This window comes from Archangium sp. (assembly GCF_057119385.1).
Window position 1 is genome coordinate 24,469 of record NZ_DBNGVP010000212.1, and the last position, 18,222, is coordinate 42,690.

The following is an 18,222-nucleotide window of genomic DNA, read 5'->3' on the forward strand; positions in this document are numbered from 1 at the left end:
TCACACCGCTCCTGTCGACTTGCCGCCCGACGGCTCGGTGGCCGCACCGTGCCCGGACTCCAACGGCTTGCTCTCCGCCGAACGCGGAGTCCAACCGCTCACCACGCCCACCCACACGCGCTCGGCCTTGTCCACCCACGCGCCAATCCACAGCAGCGGACGCAGCGCCCACTGCTCGTGCAGCACGTCCAGCGCGAAGCGCTCGAGCGCCAGCCGGTAGAAGCGCTGCCGCAGGCTCTCCGGCAGCACGTGGTGGCCCACCGCCACCGTCGGCTGCTTCACGCCCTGGCTGGCCGCGTGCCGCGCCTGCACCTCGCGCAGCGCGGACGGCGCACGCAGCAGCTGCAGGCAGCGCAGGCAGGCGTGGGCCACCAGGTGCACCAGCGCCAGCCGGTACCAGCCCATGCCCACCTCGGCGAACATCAGGCCCACCTGGGTGAGCACCGCGTACGCCAGCGCGCTCTTCACGTCCGTCTGCACGCGCCACACCAGCGTGGCGTGCAGCGCCGTCAGCAGGCCCACCGCCACCAGCACCCCGGACGCCAGCGGCGCGCGCTGCAGCAGCGGCTCGGCGCGCAGCAGCAGGTACAGGCCCGCGTGCACGGAGAGCGCTCCGTAGAAGAGCGCGCTCGAGGGCGTCGGGCCCTCCATGGCGCGCGGCAGCCAGCTGCTGAAGGGCAGCTGCGCCGACTTGCCCATGGCCGCCAGCACCAGGCACAGGCCCAGCACCGTCGCCGGCCCCACGCCCATCACCACCGCCGGGCCCGGCCACGCCCACTCGCCCAGCGCCTCCACCCACTCCGCGCTCCCCGCGTAGTGGTGCAGCAGCACCACCGCCAGCAGCAGGCCGATGTCACACAGCCGGTAGATGGTGAAGGCCTTCAGCCCCGCCCGCACCGGCGTCGTCCGCTCGTGGAAGAAGCCAATCAGCAGCGCCGAGGTGAGGCCCACCAGCTCCCAGCCCACGAAGAGCAGGTCGATGCTGCCCGCCTCCACCAGCAGCATCATCCCCGTGGCGAACAGCGCCAGCAGCAGGAAGAAGCGCGTGAAGCCCGCCTCGCGGTGCAGGTAGTTCACCGAGAAGCGGCCGATGAGCAGGCTGATGGCGCTCGACAGCACCATCATCGTCACCGACAGCCGGTCCACCAGGAAGGAGAGCTCGAAGGTGTACGAGCCCGTGGAGAACCAGGGGCCCACGTCCACCATCAACACGTCCTGGTGGTGCGACAGCATGAAGACGGCCGTCACCAGCGAGCCGATGAGCGACAGCGACAGGGACCACAACACGCACCCCGCCACCGTGCGCTCGCGCGGCGTGCGGTGCACCAGCGTCACGAGCCCCAGCCCCACGAAGGCCAGCAGGGGCCAGAACGGAACCGTGGTGGCGATTCCTCCCACCACGACGTCACTGAGCTGCATGGATGGATTCTCCCTGGACAGAGGGCATGGCGCCGCGGCCCACCACGGGGACGCTCGAGCCCGAAGGCTGCGCCAGCTGAATCAACGCCGGAGGCAGGAAGTCCCGATGCCCACGGTACCAATCGGTCGAGGTGGCCACCACCGGCAGCTTGCTCGAGGGCACGGCCACCGGACGGAAGCCTCCCTTGGGGGTGAAACGCGTCATGACGCCCGTCTCCGGGTCCACGCTCACCAGCTGCACCCACTCGTTGCCCACCAGCTCGCGGATGGGCGCCTGGCGCGCGTAGATGGCCGAGAGCGTCGCGATGCTCGCCTCCACGACGAGCAGCAGGCGCATGGGCTCGTGGATTTCGATCATCTGCCGGGGCAGGCCGGTGCGCAGATCGCTCTCCACGCCATCCATCACCCCGAGCAGGCCGGTGAGGTTGTGGGGCAGCTTGGTGCCGCACCCGTACCGGTCATTGTCCACGCACGAGAAGTAGTACTCGAGGTTGATGCCGGCGCCCACCGGGCCCACCGCCAGCAGGACGCGCTCGAGGATGGAGCCGGTGGGATCGTGCGAGGGGTCGTACGAGACGAGGAAGGCGCGCCGGTCCAGGAAGAGGCCCCGGGAGAGGGCGCGGCGGCCCACGATGCAGGAGGCGTTGGTGACGTGGCCGAGCTCGGGGCGGGCCTGGCTGAGGTCCACCGCGCGCTCCTCCACGTGGCGCAGCGCCGCCTTGGGCGAGAGCCGGGACGGAGCGGACTCGAAGCGCCGGCAGCGCTCGTGCGCGGAGAGGGCCCGCGCCTTGTCCATCTCGCGGCGGAACTCCTCCAGCTCGCCCCGCAGGCTCTGGGGCACGTCCTCGGTGTCGTGGAGCACCACCTCGTCGGTGGTGGTGTTGTGCAGTCCGCCGATGAACCACGTGCCGGCGGGGATGTGGATGCCGCGCTCGCGCAGACGCGCCCGCACCTCGGGCCGGTTGGCCATCTCCGCGAAGAGGCGGGCGTTGGCGCCACCGTGGCGGCCGCCGCACGCGCCGCAGTCATAGGCGGACATGTGCGGGTTGTTGACGCTCACCGCGCCGTGCCCCAGCAGCACCACCAGCGGGGCGAAGTCCTTCACCAGCCCCACGTTGTCCAGCAGGGCGGCCACGCGGTCCGCCTTCTCGTTCACCGTGAAGCCCCGCGGCTTGCCCACCTGGGGCGCGGGCAGCGACTCGTCCCGCAGGCTCGCCAGCTTCGTGCGCGGCTGGGGCACCAGCTTCGCGGCGAGCGCCCGGCGCATCCGGTCCACCGGGTGCGGGAAGAAGACGTGCAGCGGCAGCAGCAGCGCGGAGAGCAGGCCCACCAGCGGCGTCAGCAGCCAGCCGAGCTCCAGCGAGTGCGCCCCGCCGTGCAGCCAGTGGTCGAAGCGGGCCCACAGGGCACGCACCCGCGCGCGGGCCTGCGCCAGGTGCTCGTGCTCCGGGTGCGGTTGCTCCACCACCTCGTGCCCGGGTGTCACCACCACCGGGCACAGCGAGGCGTGGTTCGCGTCGTCCAGGCCCCGGTAGTCCATGGCCACGCCGAAGAAGCCGGCCGCGCCGAACGTCTCGTGCCGGGGGCTCAGCTCCTCGAAGTGCCGGCGGATGGCCTCCTCGCGGTCGTCGATGCAGAAGAACACCTGGAAGCGGGCGCCCCGCACCGTGCGCAGTGGCTCCGGGCGCTGACGGTTCTGCTCCAGGCCGTGCAGCACCTCCGTGCGGTAGCGGTGCTCGTAGGCCTCCTGCCACACCCGGCGGCGCGCCAGCTCGTCGAAGGACTCCAGCCACGTGAGCAGGGTGCGGCGCTGGGCCAGCGACAGCGCGGCCACCTCCGGCGCGGACAGGCCCGCCACCTGCGCGAGCTGGAAGAAGCGCCAGCTGCCCTCCTCCTCCGGGCGCTCGTGGACGACGCGCCGGGAAGGCAATCTGGAGAGCGGGCCCGTGTACTCCAGGCGCCGCTTCGCCACGTCGCGCAGCGCATACAGCTCCAGCGTGAGGCGCACGGCGAGGAAGTCCACCAGCGCGGCCGGAGGTGCCCCGGGCGCGCGGTCCGCGGGGTTGTGCTCCAGGCGGCTCACCATGCCCGCCCACCCGGGCAGCGCCAGCAGCACCCGGACGACATACGCCTCCCACTTCTCCTGGGGCACGCCGAGCGTGTCGAGCGCGGCCAGCACCGTGTCCTGGGCGGACAGGCCCCGGCGCTCGGACTCCTCCAGCTCCTCGTGCAGCCCGGACAGCCAGTGGGGCAACACGCCGCTGCCCCGCAGCTTCAGGGTGCGCCACGCGGCGAACAGCCCGCGCTCACGCTCCGGCATGGGCCAGTGCGACACCCCCTCGTCGAGGTAGGCCGCGCAGGCGCGGATGAGGTGCGGGTTCACCAGGTCGGACGGATCCTCCCCGGTGATGTCCCGCAGCACGTCCCGGTGGCTGCGCACCGTCTCCGGAGCCGGGGCCTCCGGCGTCTCCGGCGTGAGCAGCGGGTTCCGGCAGGCGGCCCACAGGGCACTCACCGCGAACACCTCCGGCTCCTTCGCCAGGCGCTCGCGCAGCGAGGGCAGGCTGCCATTGCCGCCGAAGACGGCCGCCAGCTCCCGTGCCACCGCGCTCAGGTCCGCCGGCTTCCACGACGGCCCGAGCAGCGCCGCCGCGAGGTCATTCATGGTCCAGTCCTTGCCCACCCGATCCATCCAGCCGCGCAGGCCCTCGGTGGAGCGCCGCAGCAGCCGGGTCCTCGCCGCCTCCGGCACGTCCGGACGCAGCCGCCGCGCGGAGGACAGCTCCTCCAGCTTCCAGCGCAGCGAGGCCGCCGTCTCCACGGGGATGGCATGGCGCAGCGCCAGCTGCTCCACCTCCCGCAGCGTGAGGGAGCCCGGAGCGAGCTCCACCACCGGCTGGCCCTCGTGGCGCTCGGCCAGGGCCGCCTCCAGGTCCCCGTCGGTGATGCGGCCCCGCTGGTACAGCTCGCGGAAGCGCGCCTCCGGGTAGTAGCCCTCCGTGCCGAAGACGGCGCTGGCGGCCTCCACCGCCTCGTGGAAGGGCTGGTGCTGGAAGGCATGCAGCGTGTTGTGGTGCACGAACACGCTGATGGGGCCCTGGGCCGGCAGCAGGTGGGCCGCATGCTCCAGCACCTGGTGCAGGTGCTGGCCGCGGTCCACGGGAGTGCCGTGCGGGGAGGGGTGGGGATGGCTCATCGGGAGACGTCCTGGTTCAGGGGGACTTGGAAAGGGGGCTACTGCGCGCCGACGGGGCTGCTACCCGGCAGCTTCTTGCGCGCGGCGAGCGGGTGCGTCGACAGGCCGCGGTGCTGGTCGAGCCCACGGATGTGCAGGTGGCGGCCCGACCGGGAGAACTCGTCCTCCAGCTCGTGCAGCCGCTCCATCACCGTGTGGTCCACCAGGCGCGCGTCCTCGAGGTCCAGCTCCACGTACTTCGCCTCGGCGTGCTTGGAGATCTGCTTCTTGAGCTTGAGGTAGTTGCTGAAGACGGCCGCGTGCCGCACGCGCAGCACCACCTTGTCCCCGAGCTTCTCCTCCTCGATGGCGGGCCGGAACAGGCCGCTCACCGGCGCGCCGTTGAGCACGTGCACCACCAGCTTCAGCGCGATGCCCGCGGCCACGCCCACCAGCAGGTCCGTGGCCAGCGTCACCACCAGCGTGAAGCTGAAGAGGGTGAGCTGCTCCACGCCGATGCGGAACGTCTTCACGAACTCGCTCGGCGAGGCCAGGCGCACGCCGGTGAAGATGAGCATCGCGGCCAGCGCGGCCAGCGGGATGCGGTGGATGAGCATGGGCGCGAACGTCACGAAGAGCAGCAGGAAGAGGCCATGGAAGAAGTTGGACAGCCGGCTCCTGGCGCCATACCCGATGTTGGCCGAGCTGCGGACGATCTCCGAAATCATCGGCAGACCGCCGAGCAGGCCCGCGACGAGGTTGCCCACGCCCGTGGCCAGCAGATCCTTGTCCAGGTCCGAGCGGCGCTTCTGGGGATCCAGCATGTCCACCGCCTTGGCGCTCAGCAGCGACTCGATGCTGCCCACCAACGAGAACATGATGATGTACTTGAGGGAAGGACCCGTGGCGACGGCGGAGAAGTCCGGGAAGGTGACGGCCGACAGCAGGTTGCCCGGCAGGTTCACGAGGAAGTTGGGGCCCACCGAGTACAGGTGGTCGGAGAAGGTGAAGGTGTGCTCGTGGTCCAGATCGAAGTACAGGCCCAGGGGCACCGCGACGAGCAGCACCAGCAGCGGGGCCGGCACGCGCTTGAGGAACGCCACCTTCTTGGACAGCGCCATGTGCCCGAAGAGCAGCACCAGGCTGATGACACCGACGAGGGCGATCTCCGGGTTGAGCCGCCCCAGGCTCTGGGGAATCTCCCCCAGCAGCGCCAGCGGCTCCTTGGCCTTGGGCGCCACGCCCAGCAGCGTGTGGATCTGCTTCGAGCAGATGATGACGCCGATGGCCGCCAGCATTCCGTGCACCACGGAGGAGGGGAAGAAGTCCCCGAGCGTCCCGGCGCGCAGCAGCGCGAAGGCGATTTGAATGGCCGCCGCCACCGCGATGGTGGCCAGCGCGCGGCGGTAACCCAGGGCATTGTCACCCTGGCCCAACTCCTGCACAGCGCCCAGGGCGATGACGATGAGACCGGCCGCTGGCCCCTTGATGGTCAGCCGGGCGCTTCCCAGCCACGAGGCCAGGACGCCGCCCACCACCGCGGTCAGGATGCCGGAGACGGGCGGGAAGCCGCTCGCCATGGCGATACCCAGGCACAGGGGCAGCGCGATGAGGAAGACCAGGAAGCCAGAGACGAGATCGCTCTTCCAGGTCGCCGCGTCCGCCTGCTCGGGACGGGGCGTGGAGGAAGGCGTGGAGGGGGATTGCATGGGTTTCGATACTCCTCGTGCTCGCAGGCGGGCGGGCCGTGGGGACGGCGCCGGGTTCCTGCTTCGGACTTCCGGGGGATGGGACGAGCCGCGCTCCGGTTCCCGCGTTGGATTTTTTTCCCCGTTTCCCGCTTGTTCCCTCTCTTGGCATCCAGGCGAGCGGAGCCGGTGGCCCTTGGGTTGTTGGCTTCACCGAAAAAACAAGATGAGTGGGAACCGGCTGACGGTTCGTTCCGTCTGGAGGGTGGAAGTCATGAAGAGGCGAGGACGGGAGAGGCAGGCCTCCCGTGTCCGGTAACGAGCGGGCCCGGTTCGAGGCCGAAGTCGAAGCGCTCATGCCCCGGCTGCACCGGTTCTGTCTGACGCTCTGCAAGGATCGGGAGGAGGCGGAGGATCTGCTCCAGGATTCCCTGGTGCGGGCGTACCTCCACCGGGACAGCTACCAGGGGCACGGCTCCTTCTTTGGCTGGCTGTGTGGCATCGTCCGCAACCAGTTCATCGAGAGCCGGCGGTCCGCGGCCCGGCGCCGCTCGCTGCTGGACAGTGTGTTGGAGGGAGCGTCGTCGGTGCTGGGTTCTCTCTTCACGGGTGGGGTGGAGCAGTCGGATCCGGAGTCGCGGGCCTGCCAGTCCGAGGAGTCGGCCATGCTGCTGCGCGCCCTGCATGCCTTGCCGGAGAAGTACCGGTTGGTGGTGTTGCTGTGTGATGTGGAAGAGCTGGGCTACGAGGAGGTGGCCTCCATCCTGGGGATGCCCGTGGGGACGGTGAAGAGCCGTCACTCCCGGGGCCGGGCCCAGTTGGGAACAGCCTTCCAGGCGGAGCTGGAGCAGGAGTGCGCGGTGCGCACAGGAGGAGGCCCGTGAGCAAGGACGAGGAGACCCAGCTGCCGCCGCTGCCCGAGGAGGCGCGGTTCGCCATCCAGGCCTTCCGCTCCGAGCGTCCCTCGCAGCAGGCCCGCTTCCGCATCCACGCCGCCCTCCAGGCGGCCGAGGCCGGCCAGTCCGCGCCGCGGCCTCCGCCGGCTCCGAAGCACTCGGGGTGGCGGGCGTCCGCCGGGTTCCGCGTGGCCATGGGCGCGGTGCTCACGGGCGCCCTCATGCTGGGCGTGACGGTCAACCTCGACGGCGACGACTCCCAGCTCATCTCGCACGAGTCGCTGCCCGCCCGGCACCTGTCCGTCCAGCTTCCCAAGGAGGGCTTCGGCTGGGTGGAGCTCCCCTGGAACATCGACGAGCACCCCGAGGGCAAGGCCGTGGTGCACATGGAGACCCCGGCCGAGATGAACTTCCACGAGCACCACGCCGGGCACCTGCCCTCCCTGCAGCTGGTGAGCTGCGAGGCGGACCGCTGCCTGCACCAGTTCGAGGCCCCGAGCGGCCCGTCCGCCCAGCCGCTGCGCGTGCGCATCCACAAGCCGGGCCGCTACGAGTTCCGCGTCTCCCACGCCTCGGATGACCGGCAGATCAACGAGCGCTTCGTGGTGGACGCCGGGCACTGACGCCCCCGGTTCCAGGCCCTGGCATGAATGGGGCATTGTGCCCCACGGGGCATTGTGCCCCGCGCCCGTGGACGGGTTGGACATCGCGGGGCGGGCCGTGGTGTGGAAGGCGGCATGACGCTCGCGAGGAAGCTCGTATTCGCCCTGGTGCTGCTCGCCTTCGCGGTCATCGCGGGGCTGGAGACGGTGGAGGTGCGGCGGGAGCTGTCCCGGTCCGCCCAGGACATGCAGCATGATCATCGGTTGCTCGGCCATGCGCTGAGCGGCTCCTTCGTCCGGGCCTGGGAGCTGGAGGGCGGGGAGCAGGCGCTGCTGTTGCTGTCGCAGGCCAACCGCTTCCAGGAGCAGGTGAAGCTGAGCTGGCTCTGGCTGGACTCGCCGGAGGCGGCGGAGCTGTCCGCCGAGCTGCGGGAGGAGCTGCTCGCGGGCAAGGACGTCTCCTTCGTGGACGAGCAGCGGGGGCCGGGCGTGCTGCGCTCCTTCACCCCGGTGGGCATCGGCCCCCGGCGGGGCGCCATCGAAATCACCGAGCCCCTGACGGAGCAGCGCCTGCACGTGAGCCGGACGGTGCTGGGCATGGCGATCGCCACCGGCGTCATCTTCCTGGCCTTCCTGGGGGTGGCCATGGCCATGGGCCACCAGCTGGTGGGCCGCCCCGTGGAGCAGCTGGTGGAGTTGACGCGGCGCATCGGCCAGGGAGACCTGGAGGCGCGGGTGCACCTGCGTCAGAAGGACGAGCTGGCCACGCTGGCGGACGCGATGAACCAGATGGCCAGTGGGCTGGCGGCCGCCCGCGCCCAGGTGGCGGCCGAGACGGCGGCGCGCCTGGCCACGCTCGAGCACCTGCGGCACGCGGACCGGCTGGGCACGGTGGGCAAGCTCGCCTCGGGCGTGGCCCATGAGCTGGGCACTCCGCTCAACGTGGTGCTCGGCCGGGCGAAGATGATCGCCTCCGGCGAGGCCGAGGGGGACGAGACGCGGGAGTGCGCCCACATCATCACCCAGCAGGTGCAGCACATGACGGGCATCATCCGGCAGCTGCTGGACTTCGCCCGGCGGCGCGAGCCCCAGCGGGCCCCGGAGGACCTGGCGGAGCTGGTGGCGCGCACGCTGCGGCTGCTGCACCCCATGGCGACGCGGCGCGGCATCCTCCTCGCCAGCGAGGCCGAGGGGCCGCTGCGGCTGGAGGTGGACGGCGGGCAGATTCAACAGGCGCTCACCAACCTGGTCGTCAACGGCATCCACGCGATGAAGCGCCCGGGCACCCTGCGGGTGCGGCTGGGCCACGCGCGGGCGCTGCCCCCGGTGGAGCTGGGGGGCCCCGAGGCGGAGTGGGTGCGGGTGGACGTGATGGACGAGGGGGAGGGCATCTCCCCGGAGACGCTCCCGCGCGTCTTCGAGCCCTTCTTCACCACCAAGGATGTGGGCGAGGGGACGGGCCTGGGGCTCTCCGTCTCCTATGGCCTCATCCGGGACCATGGGGGATGGATATCCGTGAGCAGCGAGCCCGGGCGTGGGAGTTGCTTCTCCATCTTCCTTCCACCTGAAGCGGGCGGGCCGCGAGAGGCAGAGGCATGAGCGCGACGAAGGGCCGCATCCTGGTCGTCGAGGACGAGCGGGAGATGCGGGCGCTGTTGGAGAAGGGGCTGGCACGCCGGGGGTTCATCCCCACGGTGCGAGGCCGTGCGGACGAGGCCTTCCCACTGCTGGAGACGGAGGACTTCGACACCGTGCTGACGGACCTGCGCATGCCGGGCATGGACGGGCTGGCGCTGTGCGAGCGCATCGTCCTCAACCGGCCGGACATTCCGGTGGTGGTGCTGACGGCGTTCGGCACGCTGGAGACGGCGGTGGCGGCCATCCGGGCGGGGGCGTACGACTTCGTCACCAAGCCGGTGGACGTGGACGCGCTGGTGCTGGTGCTGGAGCGGGCGGTGCAGCACCGGGCGCTGCGCGAGGAGGTGCGCCGGCTGCGCCAGGCCCTGGGGGACGCCTCCGCGGACGGGGGCTGGGTGGGGGAGAGCCCGGCGCTGCGCCGGGTGTACGAGCTCATCGAGCGGGTGGCGGACTCGGACACCTCGGTGCTGATTACGGGGGAGAGCGGCACGGGCAAGGAGGTGGCCGCCCGGGCCCTGCACGCCCGGAGCCGGCGCCACGCGGGGCCCTTCGTGGCCATCAACTGCGCGGCCATGCCCGAGCAGCTCCTGGAGAGCGAGCTGTTCGGCCACGCCCGGGGCGCCTTCACCGACGCCAAGGCGGCGCGCACCGGCCTCTTCATCAAGGCCAACGGCGGCACCCTCTTCCTGGACGAGGTGGGAGAGATGCCCCTGTCCCTGCAGCCCAAGCTGCTCCGGGCCCTGCAGGAGCGCACGGTGCGCCCGGTGGGAGGCGACTCGGAGCTGCCCTTCGACGCGCGCATCGTCGCCGCAACGAACCGGGACCTGGAGCTGGCCGTGGAGGAGGGGCGCTTCCGCGAGGACCTGTACTACCGGCTCAACGTCATCGGCCTGGAGCTGCCCCCGCTGCGCGCCCGCGGCAATGACGTGCTGCTGCTGGCCCAGCGCTTCGTGGAGCACTTCGCCGGCCGCAGCGGCAAGCGCGTGCTGGGACTCAGCCCCGCCGCGGCCCAGCGCCTGCTCACCTACACCTGGCCCGGCAACGTGCGCGAGCTGCAGAACTGCATCGAGCGCGCCGTGGCCCTCACCTCCTACGAGCAGCTCACCGTGGAGGACCTGCCCGAGCGCATCCGCGACTACCGCGGCTCCAACCGCGCCCAGGCGGACGATGTCTCCGAGCTGGTCTCCCTCGAGGAGATGGAGCGCCGCTACATCCAGCGCGTGCTGGAGGCGGTGGGTGGTAGTCGTACCCTGGCCTCGCGCATCCTCGGGGTGGACCGGAAGACCATCTACCGCAAGCTGGGCCGGCGCAACGCCGGCCCCGAGGACAAGGACGACAAGGCATGAGCGGGGCCTCCCGCCCTCTGGCATGCCGCGTGCTTCCTCCGGGCACCCCCTTGGAGGCAGGACCCCGATGCGCCAGACGCAGGAGACGAAGCAGGTGCGTGGTACCCCCCCCATGAGCGTGAGCCCGGTTCGCGGGGCGGCGCGCCTTCTCGCGGTGGGCGCGGGGCTGATGCTCGCGCCCGCGGCGCTCGCGCAGCCGACGCGCGCCACGGAGGAGAACCGCGCGAGCATGGATCGCTTCTTCCCGCTGTCGGAGAGCGCGGCGACGCCGCCCACGTACGTGCGAGCGGAGACGGCGGGCCAGACGACGTCGAGCGACGCGACGCAGGGCTATGGGATTTCACAGCGGTTGGAGTTCGTGGTGGTGAAGGGCCTGTCGCTGCGCGTGGGCGCGGAGATGCGCAACGCGACGTATGGCTTCACGCCGAGCGCGCAGGCGAAGTACCAGTTCTGGCGGCAGGAGGAGCACGGGCTGAACGCGTCGGCGGGCCTGCGCTACAAGCAGCAGGGCTTCCAGTCGACGGGGGGCGAGGCGGAGGCGTTCTTCGCGGCGGGCAAGCGCTTCGGCAACGTGCTGGCCACGGCGAACTTCGTGGTGGGCCGCGAGCTGTCGAGCCCGGAAGGAGACGTGGAGGGCCACGTGGGCCTGGGCTACCTGGTGATGGAGAACCTGGTGGTGGGCCTGAACACGCGCTACCAGCACGAGTTCGAGACGGAGAAGGCGGGCCGTCACCCGGGCCGTGAGTTCGAGCTGATGACGGGCGGCATGGTGGGCTACGGCTTCGACATCGTGGAGCTGTCGTTGCTGGGCGGCTACTACATGCCGCGCGCCTCCAACAGCAGTGGGCCGATGGCGATGCTGCGGCTCGGCCTCAACTTCTAGTCGGAGTCTGTGTGCCAGGCCCCTCTCCTTTGGGAGAGCGGGCCGGGTGCGGATTACTCCTGCAGAGCCGGAGCGGGCGTGGGTGACGGATCTGGCGCTGAGGCGCCGAGGCTTTCGAGTTTCTGCAACCAGCTCGCGAAATGCGGGCATTCCTGCCGGATGAGCGCGAGCCCGATGCGGCTTACCGCAAGCGAGCCGAAAACCGGCTTGTCGTACTTTGGGAACAGCTTCAACAGCCGCTTCGAGGGCGCGGTTTCTGGAGAGTCGTTGATGTGCTCTGGGCTCTGGAATGCCGCCCGGATGTCCTGAAGTTGTTTGAGTTGGAGCGTGTCCGCACCCAAGACATCGCCGACCTTCCGCACATCGCTGAAGAGCAGTGCCTCGAACTCATGGACTTGAATGTAGGGAATGAATCGGGGGTCATTGATCTCGGCTGCAAACGCGTGTTCGAGCTGTATCGCCCAGTCAAGGGGGCGTCCCTCTTTCCGGATGCCCGCTGGCGCCGGAAAGTCGCTGGGTAGGGCGTAGTAATCAAACATGGTGGAAACAAGTGCCTGCTTGTCTTGTTTCAGCCAGGTTTGAATGTCTTTGCGCGCTTTGGTGTAGCTGACCAGACCGCCCCGATAGATCTGTTGCTTGCGGCGTCCGGTCTCAACGCAGCGAGCCGTGGCGAATACCTGGAATTGACCGAGGTGAGGGGCGAGCAGATCTCGGACGAAGGTCTCCTCTGTCTGTCCCTCAACGATGATATTCAGCCGGGTCATCGAGAGGGTCTCCCTCCCAGGACATTCTTCATCCACAGCTCGCCCAGGCTGTATTCCTCCAGCCAGTGCTCGAATTCCGTACGTTGTAGCCGCCTGAAGACAGATTGCCCGCCGGAACGCTCGACGATGATCAAGTCCTCGAGCTCCAGCAAATCAATGAGGGGAACGGATTGCGTGGCGATGATGAGCTGAGTCCGGGTGGAGGTACTCCGAAGGAGTGAAGCAAGGACATTGATGGCGTAGGGATGGAGTCCCAGTTCTGGTTCGTCAATCAGGATGGTGGACGGAAGCTCCGGCTGCAGAAGGAGTGTGGCCAGACAGATGAAGCGCAGGGTGCCGTCCGAGAGTTGATGCGCAAGGAATGGGAAGTCAGAGCCCTGTTCCCTCCATTCCAAGGCGATCGTATTGGGGTCGAATGGCCATGGGCGAAGAGAAAAATCGTCGAAGCTGGGCATGACCAGCCGGACGGTGTCCCGAATCTGCTCATACTCGCGAGGGTTTTGTAGCTGTAGCCGGTATAGGAATGCAGCGAGATTCCCAGCGTCTGCTCTGAGCGTCTGGTTGTCGTTGATAGCGCCAGGAAGCTTCACTTTCGCCGCATCACTCGTGTCGTGGAAGTGGTAGACCCTCCAGCTTCGGATCGCGGGAACGACGTAGTCTGCTACCCTCCAGAAGGTTCCGGACTTCGACGTCATCCTTTCTGGCGCCAAGCTCTCTGCGTGACCCGAACCGAGGTTCCAACGCGGCTCGCCGCGAGGAGCATCGAACCACAGGGTCTCGTTGGAGAAGATGAGGCGATTATCGACTGTGGGTACCAGGTCGATGATGTAGCCATTGCGACCAAAAAAGAGCCCGGCTTCGAGCTGGGGGGTCGTCCGGCGGCCATAATGCAGCAAGGCGTCGGGGCCCCCTCGCTGTGCGACATGGAATTGGAGACGGCCCTCGATCAGCTCGTTCAGCAACTTGAAGAAAGAGATGAAATTGCTCTTCCCCGCCCCATTCGCGCCGATCAGGACGTTGAGTTGACGCAGCTCCAGATCCTCCAGGGAGCGGATGGATTTGAAGCCCTTGATGGTCAATTTCTTGAGCTGCTGGGACATGGTACGGAGTTCCAACCGACGAGGCCGAGCGAATCCTACAGGCACCACCTGCCTCAAGGTCTCATATCTTCAGCGGGATGCGCATCCAGCTCCTCGCGGTCGAGCGAAGCGGGCAACAACGCATTGGCGAGAATCCCGACGAGCGCCGCCAATGCCATCCCATGCAGCTCCAGGTGCACGCCGCCGAAGGCCACGGGAATCTTCGCGCCGCCGAGCCCGAGCACGAGGATGAGGCTGACGACGATGAGGTTGCGGCTGTGGGCGAAGTCGATGCGCGCCTCGGAGAGGGTGCGGATGCCCACGGAGGCGATCATCCCGAAGAGCAGGATGCTGACGCCGCCGAGCACGCCGGGCGGGAGGCTCTGGAAGACGGCGGCCAGCTTGGGCGAGAGGCCGAAGAGCATGGCGAAGCCGGCGGCGATGCGCAGCACGGCGGGGTCGTAGACGCGGGTGACGGCGAGCACGCCGGTGTTCTCCGCGTAGGTGGTGGCGGCCGGCCCCCCAAGCACCGCCGAGGCCATGTTGGCGATGCCATCGGCGAAGAGGGTGCGCGGCAGGCCGGGGTGCTCGAGGAAGTTCTTCCCCACCACGCGGCCGTTCACGATGACGTCGCCGATGTGCTCGATGAAGGTGACGAGCGCCACGGGGGCGAGCACGAAGATGGCGCTCCACGAGAACGTGGGGCCGTGGAAGGGCGGCAGGCCCAGCCAGGCGGCCTCGCGGATGGCGTCGAGCCTCGCGGGCTCCACGGCGCCGAGCACCAGCGCGGCGAGGTAGCCGGTGATGACGGCGATGAGGATGGGAATCATCTTGAAGAGGCCGCGGGCGAAGACGCTGGTGACGATGGCGGCCAGCAGCGTGACGAGCGCCAGGCCCCAGTGACTCTGTGCCTGATTCACGGCGACCCCGGCGAGGCTCAGCCCGATGACGATGATGACGGGGCCGGTGACGATGGGCGGAAACACCTGCTGGACGCGGCGGATGCCGACGAGCTTCACCAGCGCGGAGAAGACGAGGTACATGGCGCCGGCGGCGACGAGCCCACCGCCCACGGCGGCGGGGCCCTCGGCCTTCAGCACGGCGATGATGGGGGCGATGAAGGCGAAGCTGCTGCCCAGGAAGATGGGCACGCCCAGCCCGGTGAGGACGTGGAAGAGGAGGGTGGCGAGCCCCGCTCCGAAGAGGGCCACACTGGGATTGAGGCCGGTGAGCAGCGGCACCAGCACGGTGGCGCCGAACATGGCGATGGTGTGCTGGAGGCCCAGCACGACCTTCTTCTGGAGCGGGAGGGGCATGGCCCCGCCTTAGAGCTTCAGGGGCAGGGTCCGCAAGCGCTTCCCGGTGAGCGTGAAGAGGGCGTTGGCCACGGCGGCGGCCACCGGGCCCATGGGCGGCTCGCCCATGCCCAGCGGCTTGTCCCCGTCGCCCACCAGCAGCGTGTCGATGTCCGGCGCGTCCCTCATCGTCAGCAGCGGGTAGTCGTAGAAGTTCTCCGCCTCCACCCGCCCGTCCTCGAGCGTAATCCGCTCGGACAGGGTGGAGCTCAGGGCCATCATGATGCCGCCCTCCACCTGGGCGGTGGCGCCGTCCGGGTTGATGACGAGCCCGCAGTCCACGGCACAGGTGACGCGGTGCACGCGCGGCCGGCCGTTGTCCACGGAGACCTCGGCCACCTGGGCCACCACGGTGTTCATGTCCACGGAGCACGCGAGGCCGCGCGCCCGGCCCTCGGGAGCGGGCGTGCCCCAGCCGGCCTGCTTCGCCGCGGCCTCCAATACCCGGCGGAACCGGCGCCCCAGCTCGTCGTCGCCGAGGTGCTTCAGCCGGAAGGCCAGCGGATCCTCTCCCGCGGCATGGGCGAGCTCGTCCATGAAGCCCTCGAGCGCGAAGGTGTTGGCCAGCAGGCCCAGGCCCCGCCAGGTGGCGGTGGGCACGGGCAGCCGCACGCGCTGGGCCCGTGTCCGGCGGTGGGGCATGGCGGCGTAGCGGATGGTGGCCCCGCGCCAGGAGCCCGGGTCCGCTCCCAGCACCACGCCCGCGGCCTCGGGGATCAGCGAGAAGAGCACGTCACCACTGGCCTGCTGGTGCTCGAAGGCCAGCACGCGGCCGGACTCCTCCAGCGAGGCCTTCAGCACATGGTGCGTGGGCGGGCGGAAGAAGCCATGGCGGAACTCCTCGGCGCGCGTCCACCCCACGTGCACCGGCCGGCCCGTGGCCCGCGAGAGCCGCGCGGCCTCGATGGCGGCATGGGCGTCCAGGCGCCGGCCGAAGCCACCTCCCAGGTACATGGGCACGAGCTCGACGCTCTCCTCGTCCCGCTCCAACGCCTTCGCCACCTGCTTGCGGATGCTCCCGGGTGACTGGGTGGCCATCCACACCCGCACCCGCTCCGGCTTCACCTCCACCAGCGCGGCCTGCGGCTCCAGGTGCGCGTGCGCCGCCAGCGGCGTGCGGTACTCGGCGCTCAGCTGCTTGCCGCGTCCCAGGTGCTCCGGCACGTCGCCCTCGTCCTGGACGAGCACGCCCGCTCCGTCCTTCACCGTCGTCCGCGCGTCCACGTCCGCCTGCTGGAGCGACTCGCCCCGGGTCCACTCCAGCTCCAGGTGCGCCAGGGCCGCGTGGGCCTGCTCGCGGGACTCGGCGGCCACCGAGGCGAAGTCGCTCCCAATCAGCACCTCCACCACGCCGGGCTGCTGGCGCGCCTTGCCCTCGCGCGCGGCGCGCAGCGTGCTCCCCAGCCGCGGCGGCCGGGCCGTGGCCCCGTACAGCATGCCGGGCAGCCGCTGGTCATAGCCATACACGCCCTGCCCGGTGAGCTTGGCCTCCAGGTCCACGCGCGGCATCGGCTTGCCAATGACCTGGAAGTCCTTCGCCGGCTTGAGCGCGGGGGGCTGCTCGGGCACTTCCCACGTGCCCGTGTGCTTCGCCACCACCTCGCCGTAGCGCAGCGTCTTCCCGGGCTGCTCCCTCACGCTCAGCGTCCCCGCCGCGGCTACGACTGAGCTGGCCGGCACGCCCAGCTGACGAGCGGCCTCGGCGCGCAGCATCTCCCGCAGCGTGGCGGCCGCCTCGCGCAGGGGCTGGTACAGGCCCACCACCGTCATGCTCCCCGAGGTGCCCCGGTTGTCCACCGGCCCATGTGTGGTGGTGGCGTGCACCGCCTCCATCCGCTCCCAGGGGACCTCCAGCTCCTCGGCGGCGATCTGCGCCAGCGCGGTGTGGATGCCCTGGCCCATCTCCACCTTGGGCAGGTGCAGGCGCACGCGATCGTCCGGAAGCACCTCGAACCAGACCGTGGGGTCCAGCGAGTCCCCGGAGGGCGTGAAGCCCTTGTCGAAGGCGCGAGCCACGCCCAGGCGGATGGCGGGCAGGCCCAGGGCGAGCGCCCCCACGCCTCCCACGCCGAGGCCCAACAGGAACTGCCGGCGCGACGGGCGCCAGCCCTTCTTCGTAGCCACCGCGTCACTCATGGCTTCGTCTCCTGCGCCAGCTGCTGCGCCGCCGAGAGCACGGCCTTCTTGATGCGGCAGTAGGTGCCACAGCGGCAGTAGTTGTTCTGCATGGCCTCCACCACCTGTTCGGGCGTGGGGCTCGGGTTGTGCTCCAGCAGGGCGGCGGCGCTCATCATCTGCCCGCTCATGCACCAGCCGCACTGGGCCACCTGCGCGTCGAGGAACGCCCGCTGCACGGGGTGCAGCCGGGGCTGGCCATCCGGCCCCGGGGTGGACAGGCCCTCCACGGTGCGGATGCGCGCGCCCGTCAGCGTGGACGCGGGAGTGAGGCACGCCCGGGTGGCCACGCCATTCACATGGACGGTGCACGCACCACAGATGCCGGCACCACAGCCGAAGCGGGTGCCGACCAGTCCCAGCTCGTCCCGAAGAACCCACAGCAGCACGCGGTGGGGGTTCTGGTCGGGAACCTCGTACTCCCGGTCGTTGATGGTGAGCTTCATGTGTTTTCCGGGGGGGCGGGCAGGGGGTTCTGCTCCCTCTGCCAGGGGGGAGCAGAAGATAACCCAGCGCGAGGGCGGGCGCTTCGGGTTCGCATCCCTCCGCCTGCCCCCACGCTCGCCGCTACCCCGGGTGCGCATTCCGTGGAGTGTGCTTCTTTTGCGTGTTGATGAACGCCGCCGGAGCCCTTCAGCATGACGCTCCGCATGAAGAAGACAGCGACCTCCGCTCGTTTCCTGGCCGGGCTCCGTCGTGGAGCCGCGTGGCTGCCGTGTCTGGCCTTCCTGGTGATGTGGCCGTTCAGCTACGGCTTCTACACCTCGTTCGGACTCGACACGGACCGGGACCAGGAAGGCGCCGTGAAGCGGGCACATCATCGGCTCCGCTGGCCGGGGGATGGCTCCTTCTGGCTGGGGGGCGAGTCGTTCTGGCTGCCGGCCTCGGAGCCCCTGGATGCCTTCGACCTGGGAGGCGCCTTCTTCCGTGCGCCGCGCAGGCCGCAGCCGCGCTCCTCGTGGAACCGGGTGGGCTTCTGGTTCATCCGCGAGGAGCACCCGCGGCCCCTCGTCCCGGTGCCGTCCGTGGTGAAGGCAGGGGCATTCTGGGTGGGCGTTCCGAGCTGGTTGCCCGTGTTGCTGCTGGGGCTGTGGCCCGCCAAGGCGTGGCTCCGTGGGCGGCGGATCGCGAAATCCCCCGAGTCCCGGTGAACGAGGGCCCACTGCCATTGAAACACTCGCAACCTCAGGGAATGTGAGAAA

General features: G+C 69.9%; 14 protein-coding genes. 6 read left to right on the forward strand and 8 right to left on the reverse strand.

Features of this window, described 5'->3' with window-relative positions:
- From AC16DP_RS48175 to AC16DP_RS48185, 3 genes are read right to left on the reverse strand one after another with little or no spacing between them, the layout of a single operon-like run.
- Window positions 1–1,419 carry a proton-conducting transporter transmembrane domain-containing protein gene (locus AC16DP_RS48175; protein WP_329728828.1) on the reverse strand — a complete coding sequence of 473 codons (1,419 nt, stop codon included), beginning with the start codon at window positions 1,417–1,419 and terminating at the stop codon, window positions 1–3.
- A complete protein-coding gene (locus AC16DP_RS48180) occupies window positions 1,406–4,615 on the reverse strand; it encodes a YbcC family protein (RefSeq protein ID WP_329728829.1) in 3,210 nt (1,069 codons plus the stop codon). Before AC16DP_RS48180 ends, AC16DP_RS48175 begins: the two co-directional genes overlap by 14 nt.
- Before the next feature lie 38 nt (window positions 4,616–4,653).
- Window positions 4,654–6,303 (reverse strand): SulP family inorganic anion transporter, encoded by a 1,650-nt coding sequence (locus tag AC16DP_RS48185; protein ID WP_329728830.1) that lies wholly within the window; start codon window positions 6,301–6,303, stop codon window positions 4,654–4,656.
- A 287-nt stretch (window positions 6,304–6,590) separates the two neighbouring features.
- Here AC16DP_RS48185 and AC16DP_RS48190 point away from each other — a divergent pair, with 287 nt between their 5' ends.
- The 5 genes from AC16DP_RS48190 to AC16DP_RS48210 all read left to right on the forward strand — a co-directional run bounded on the left by AC16DP_RS48190 (window position 6,591) and on the right by AC16DP_RS48210 (window position 11,647).
- On the forward strand, window positions 6,591–7,166 hold the full coding sequence (locus AC16DP_RS48190; protein WP_329728831.1) for an RNA polymerase sigma factor: 576 nt from the start codon (window positions 6,591–6,593) through the stop codon (window positions 7,164–7,166).
- Window positions 7,163–7,801: a hypothetical protein gene (locus AC16DP_RS48195; RefSeq protein WP_329728832.1), complete on the forward strand. Its 639-nt coding sequence runs from the start codon at window positions 7,163–7,165 to the stop codon at window positions 7,799–7,801. Before AC16DP_RS48190 ends, AC16DP_RS48195 begins: the two co-directional genes overlap by 4 nt.
- Before the next feature lie 114 nt (window positions 7,802–7,915).
- Window positions 7,916–9,379 carry a sensor histidine kinase gene (locus AC16DP_RS48200; protein WP_329728833.1) on the forward strand — a complete coding sequence of 488 codons (1,464 nt, stop codon included), beginning with the start codon at window positions 7,916–7,918 and terminating at the stop codon, window positions 9,377–9,379.
- A complete protein-coding gene (locus tag AC16DP_RS48205; protein WP_329728834.1) occupies window positions 9,376–10,764 on the forward strand; it encodes a sigma-54-dependent transcriptional regulator in 1,389 nt (462 codons plus the stop codon). The genes AC16DP_RS48200 and AC16DP_RS48205 overlap by 4 nt, the downstream gene beginning before the upstream one ends.
- Window positions 10,765–10,831: 67 nt before the next feature.
- Window positions 10,832–11,647, forward strand: a complete 816-nt coding sequence (locus AC16DP_RS48210; protein ID WP_329728835.1) for a hypothetical protein — start codon at window positions 10,832–10,834, stop codon at window positions 11,645–11,647.
- Between the two features lie 53 nt (window positions 11,648–11,700).
- Here the strand turns inward: AC16DP_RS48210 and AC16DP_RS48215 are convergent, their stop codons facing one another.
- The 5 genes from AC16DP_RS48215 to AC16DP_RS48235 are packed head-to-tail and all read right to left on the reverse strand — an operon-like array spanning window position 11,701 to window position 17,466.
- Window positions 11,701–12,411: a DUF4276 family protein gene (locus tag AC16DP_RS48215; RefSeq protein ID WP_329728836.1), complete on the reverse strand. Its 711-nt coding sequence runs from the start codon at window positions 12,409–12,411 to the stop codon at window positions 11,701–11,703.
- The gene (locus AC16DP_RS48220) at window positions 12,408–13,511 is read right to left on the reverse strand and encodes an AAA family ATPase (RefSeq protein ID WP_329728837.1); all 1,104 of its coding nucleotides are present in this window, start codon (window positions 13,509–13,511) and stop codon (window positions 12,408–12,410) included. The genes AC16DP_RS48215 and AC16DP_RS48220 overlap by 4 nt, the downstream gene beginning before the upstream one ends.
- Window positions 13,512–13,564: 53 nt before the next feature.
- On the reverse strand, window positions 13,565–14,806 hold the full coding sequence (locus AC16DP_RS48225; RefSeq protein ID WP_329728838.1) for a uracil-xanthine permease family protein: 1,242 nt from the start codon (window positions 14,804–14,806) through the stop codon (window positions 13,565–13,567).
- A gap of 9 nt (window positions 14,807–14,815) precedes the next feature.
- Window positions 14,816–16,981 (reverse strand): xanthine dehydrogenase family protein molybdopterin-binding subunit, encoded by a 2,166-nt coding sequence (locus AC16DP_RS48230; RefSeq protein WP_329728839.1) that lies wholly within the window; start codon window positions 16,979–16,981, stop codon window positions 14,816–14,818.
- Window positions 16,978–17,466 (reverse strand): (2Fe-2S)-binding protein, encoded by a 489-nt coding sequence (locus AC16DP_RS48235; RefSeq protein WP_329728840.1) that lies wholly within the window; start codon window positions 17,464–17,466, stop codon window positions 16,978–16,980. The genes AC16DP_RS48230 and AC16DP_RS48235 overlap by 4 nt, the downstream gene beginning before the upstream one ends.
- 204 nt (window positions 17,467–17,670) lie before the next feature.
- Here AC16DP_RS48235 and AC16DP_RS48240 point away from each other — a divergent pair, with 204 nt between their 5' ends.
- A complete protein-coding gene (locus AC16DP_RS48240; protein WP_329728841.1) occupies window positions 17,671–18,171 on the forward strand; it encodes a hypothetical protein in 501 nt (166 codons plus the stop codon).
- The last annotated feature ends 51 nt before the right edge of the window (window positions 18,172–18,222 follow it).

Coding starts and splice junctions, on each gene's coding strand:
- AC16DP_RS48210 (WP_329728835.1), top strand. CDS start 10,832: ATGCGCCAGACGCAGGAGACGAAGCAGGTGCGTGGTACCCCCCCCATG.
- AC16DP_RS48205 (WP_329728834.1), top strand. CDS start 9,376: ATGAGCGCGACGAAGGGCCGCATCCTGGTCGTCGAGGACGAGCGGGAG.
- AC16DP_RS48215 (WP_329728836.1), bottom strand. CDS start 12,411: ATGACCCGGCTGAATATCATCGTTGAGGGACAGACAGAGGAGACCTTC.
- AC16DP_RS48235 (WP_329728840.1), bottom strand. CDS start 17,466: ATGAAGCTCACCATCAACGACCGGGAGTACGAGGTTCCCGACCAGAAC.
- AC16DP_RS48200 (WP_329728833.1), top strand. CDS start 7,916: ATGACGCTCGCGAGGAAGCTCGTATTCGCCCTGGTGCTGCTCGCCTTC.
- AC16DP_RS48220 (WP_329728837.1), bottom strand. CDS start 13,511: ATGTCCCAGCAGCTCAAGAAATTGACCATCAAGGGCTTCAAATCCATC.
- AC16DP_RS48225 (WP_329728838.1), bottom strand. CDS start 14,806: ATGCCCCTCCCGCTCCAGAAGAAGGTCGTGCTGGGCCTCCAGCACACC.
- AC16DP_RS48240 (WP_329728841.1), top strand. CDS start 17,671: ATGAAGAAGACAGCGACCTCCGCTCGTTTCCTGGCCGGGCTCCGTCGT.
- AC16DP_RS48180 (WP_329728829.1), bottom strand. CDS start 4,615: ATGAGCCATCCCCACCCCTCCCCGCACGGCACTCCCGTGGACCGCGGC.
- AC16DP_RS48175 (WP_329728828.1), bottom strand. CDS start 1,419: ATGCAGCTCAGTGACGTCGTGGTGGGAGGAATCGCCACCACGGTTCCG.
- AC16DP_RS48230 (WP_329728839.1), bottom strand. CDS start 16,981: ATGAGTGACGCGGTGGCTACGAAGAAGGGCTGGCGCCCGTCGCGCCGG.
- AC16DP_RS48185 (WP_329728830.1), bottom strand. CDS start 6,303: ATGCAATCCCCCTCCACGCCTTCCTCCACGCCCCGTCCCGAGCAGGCG.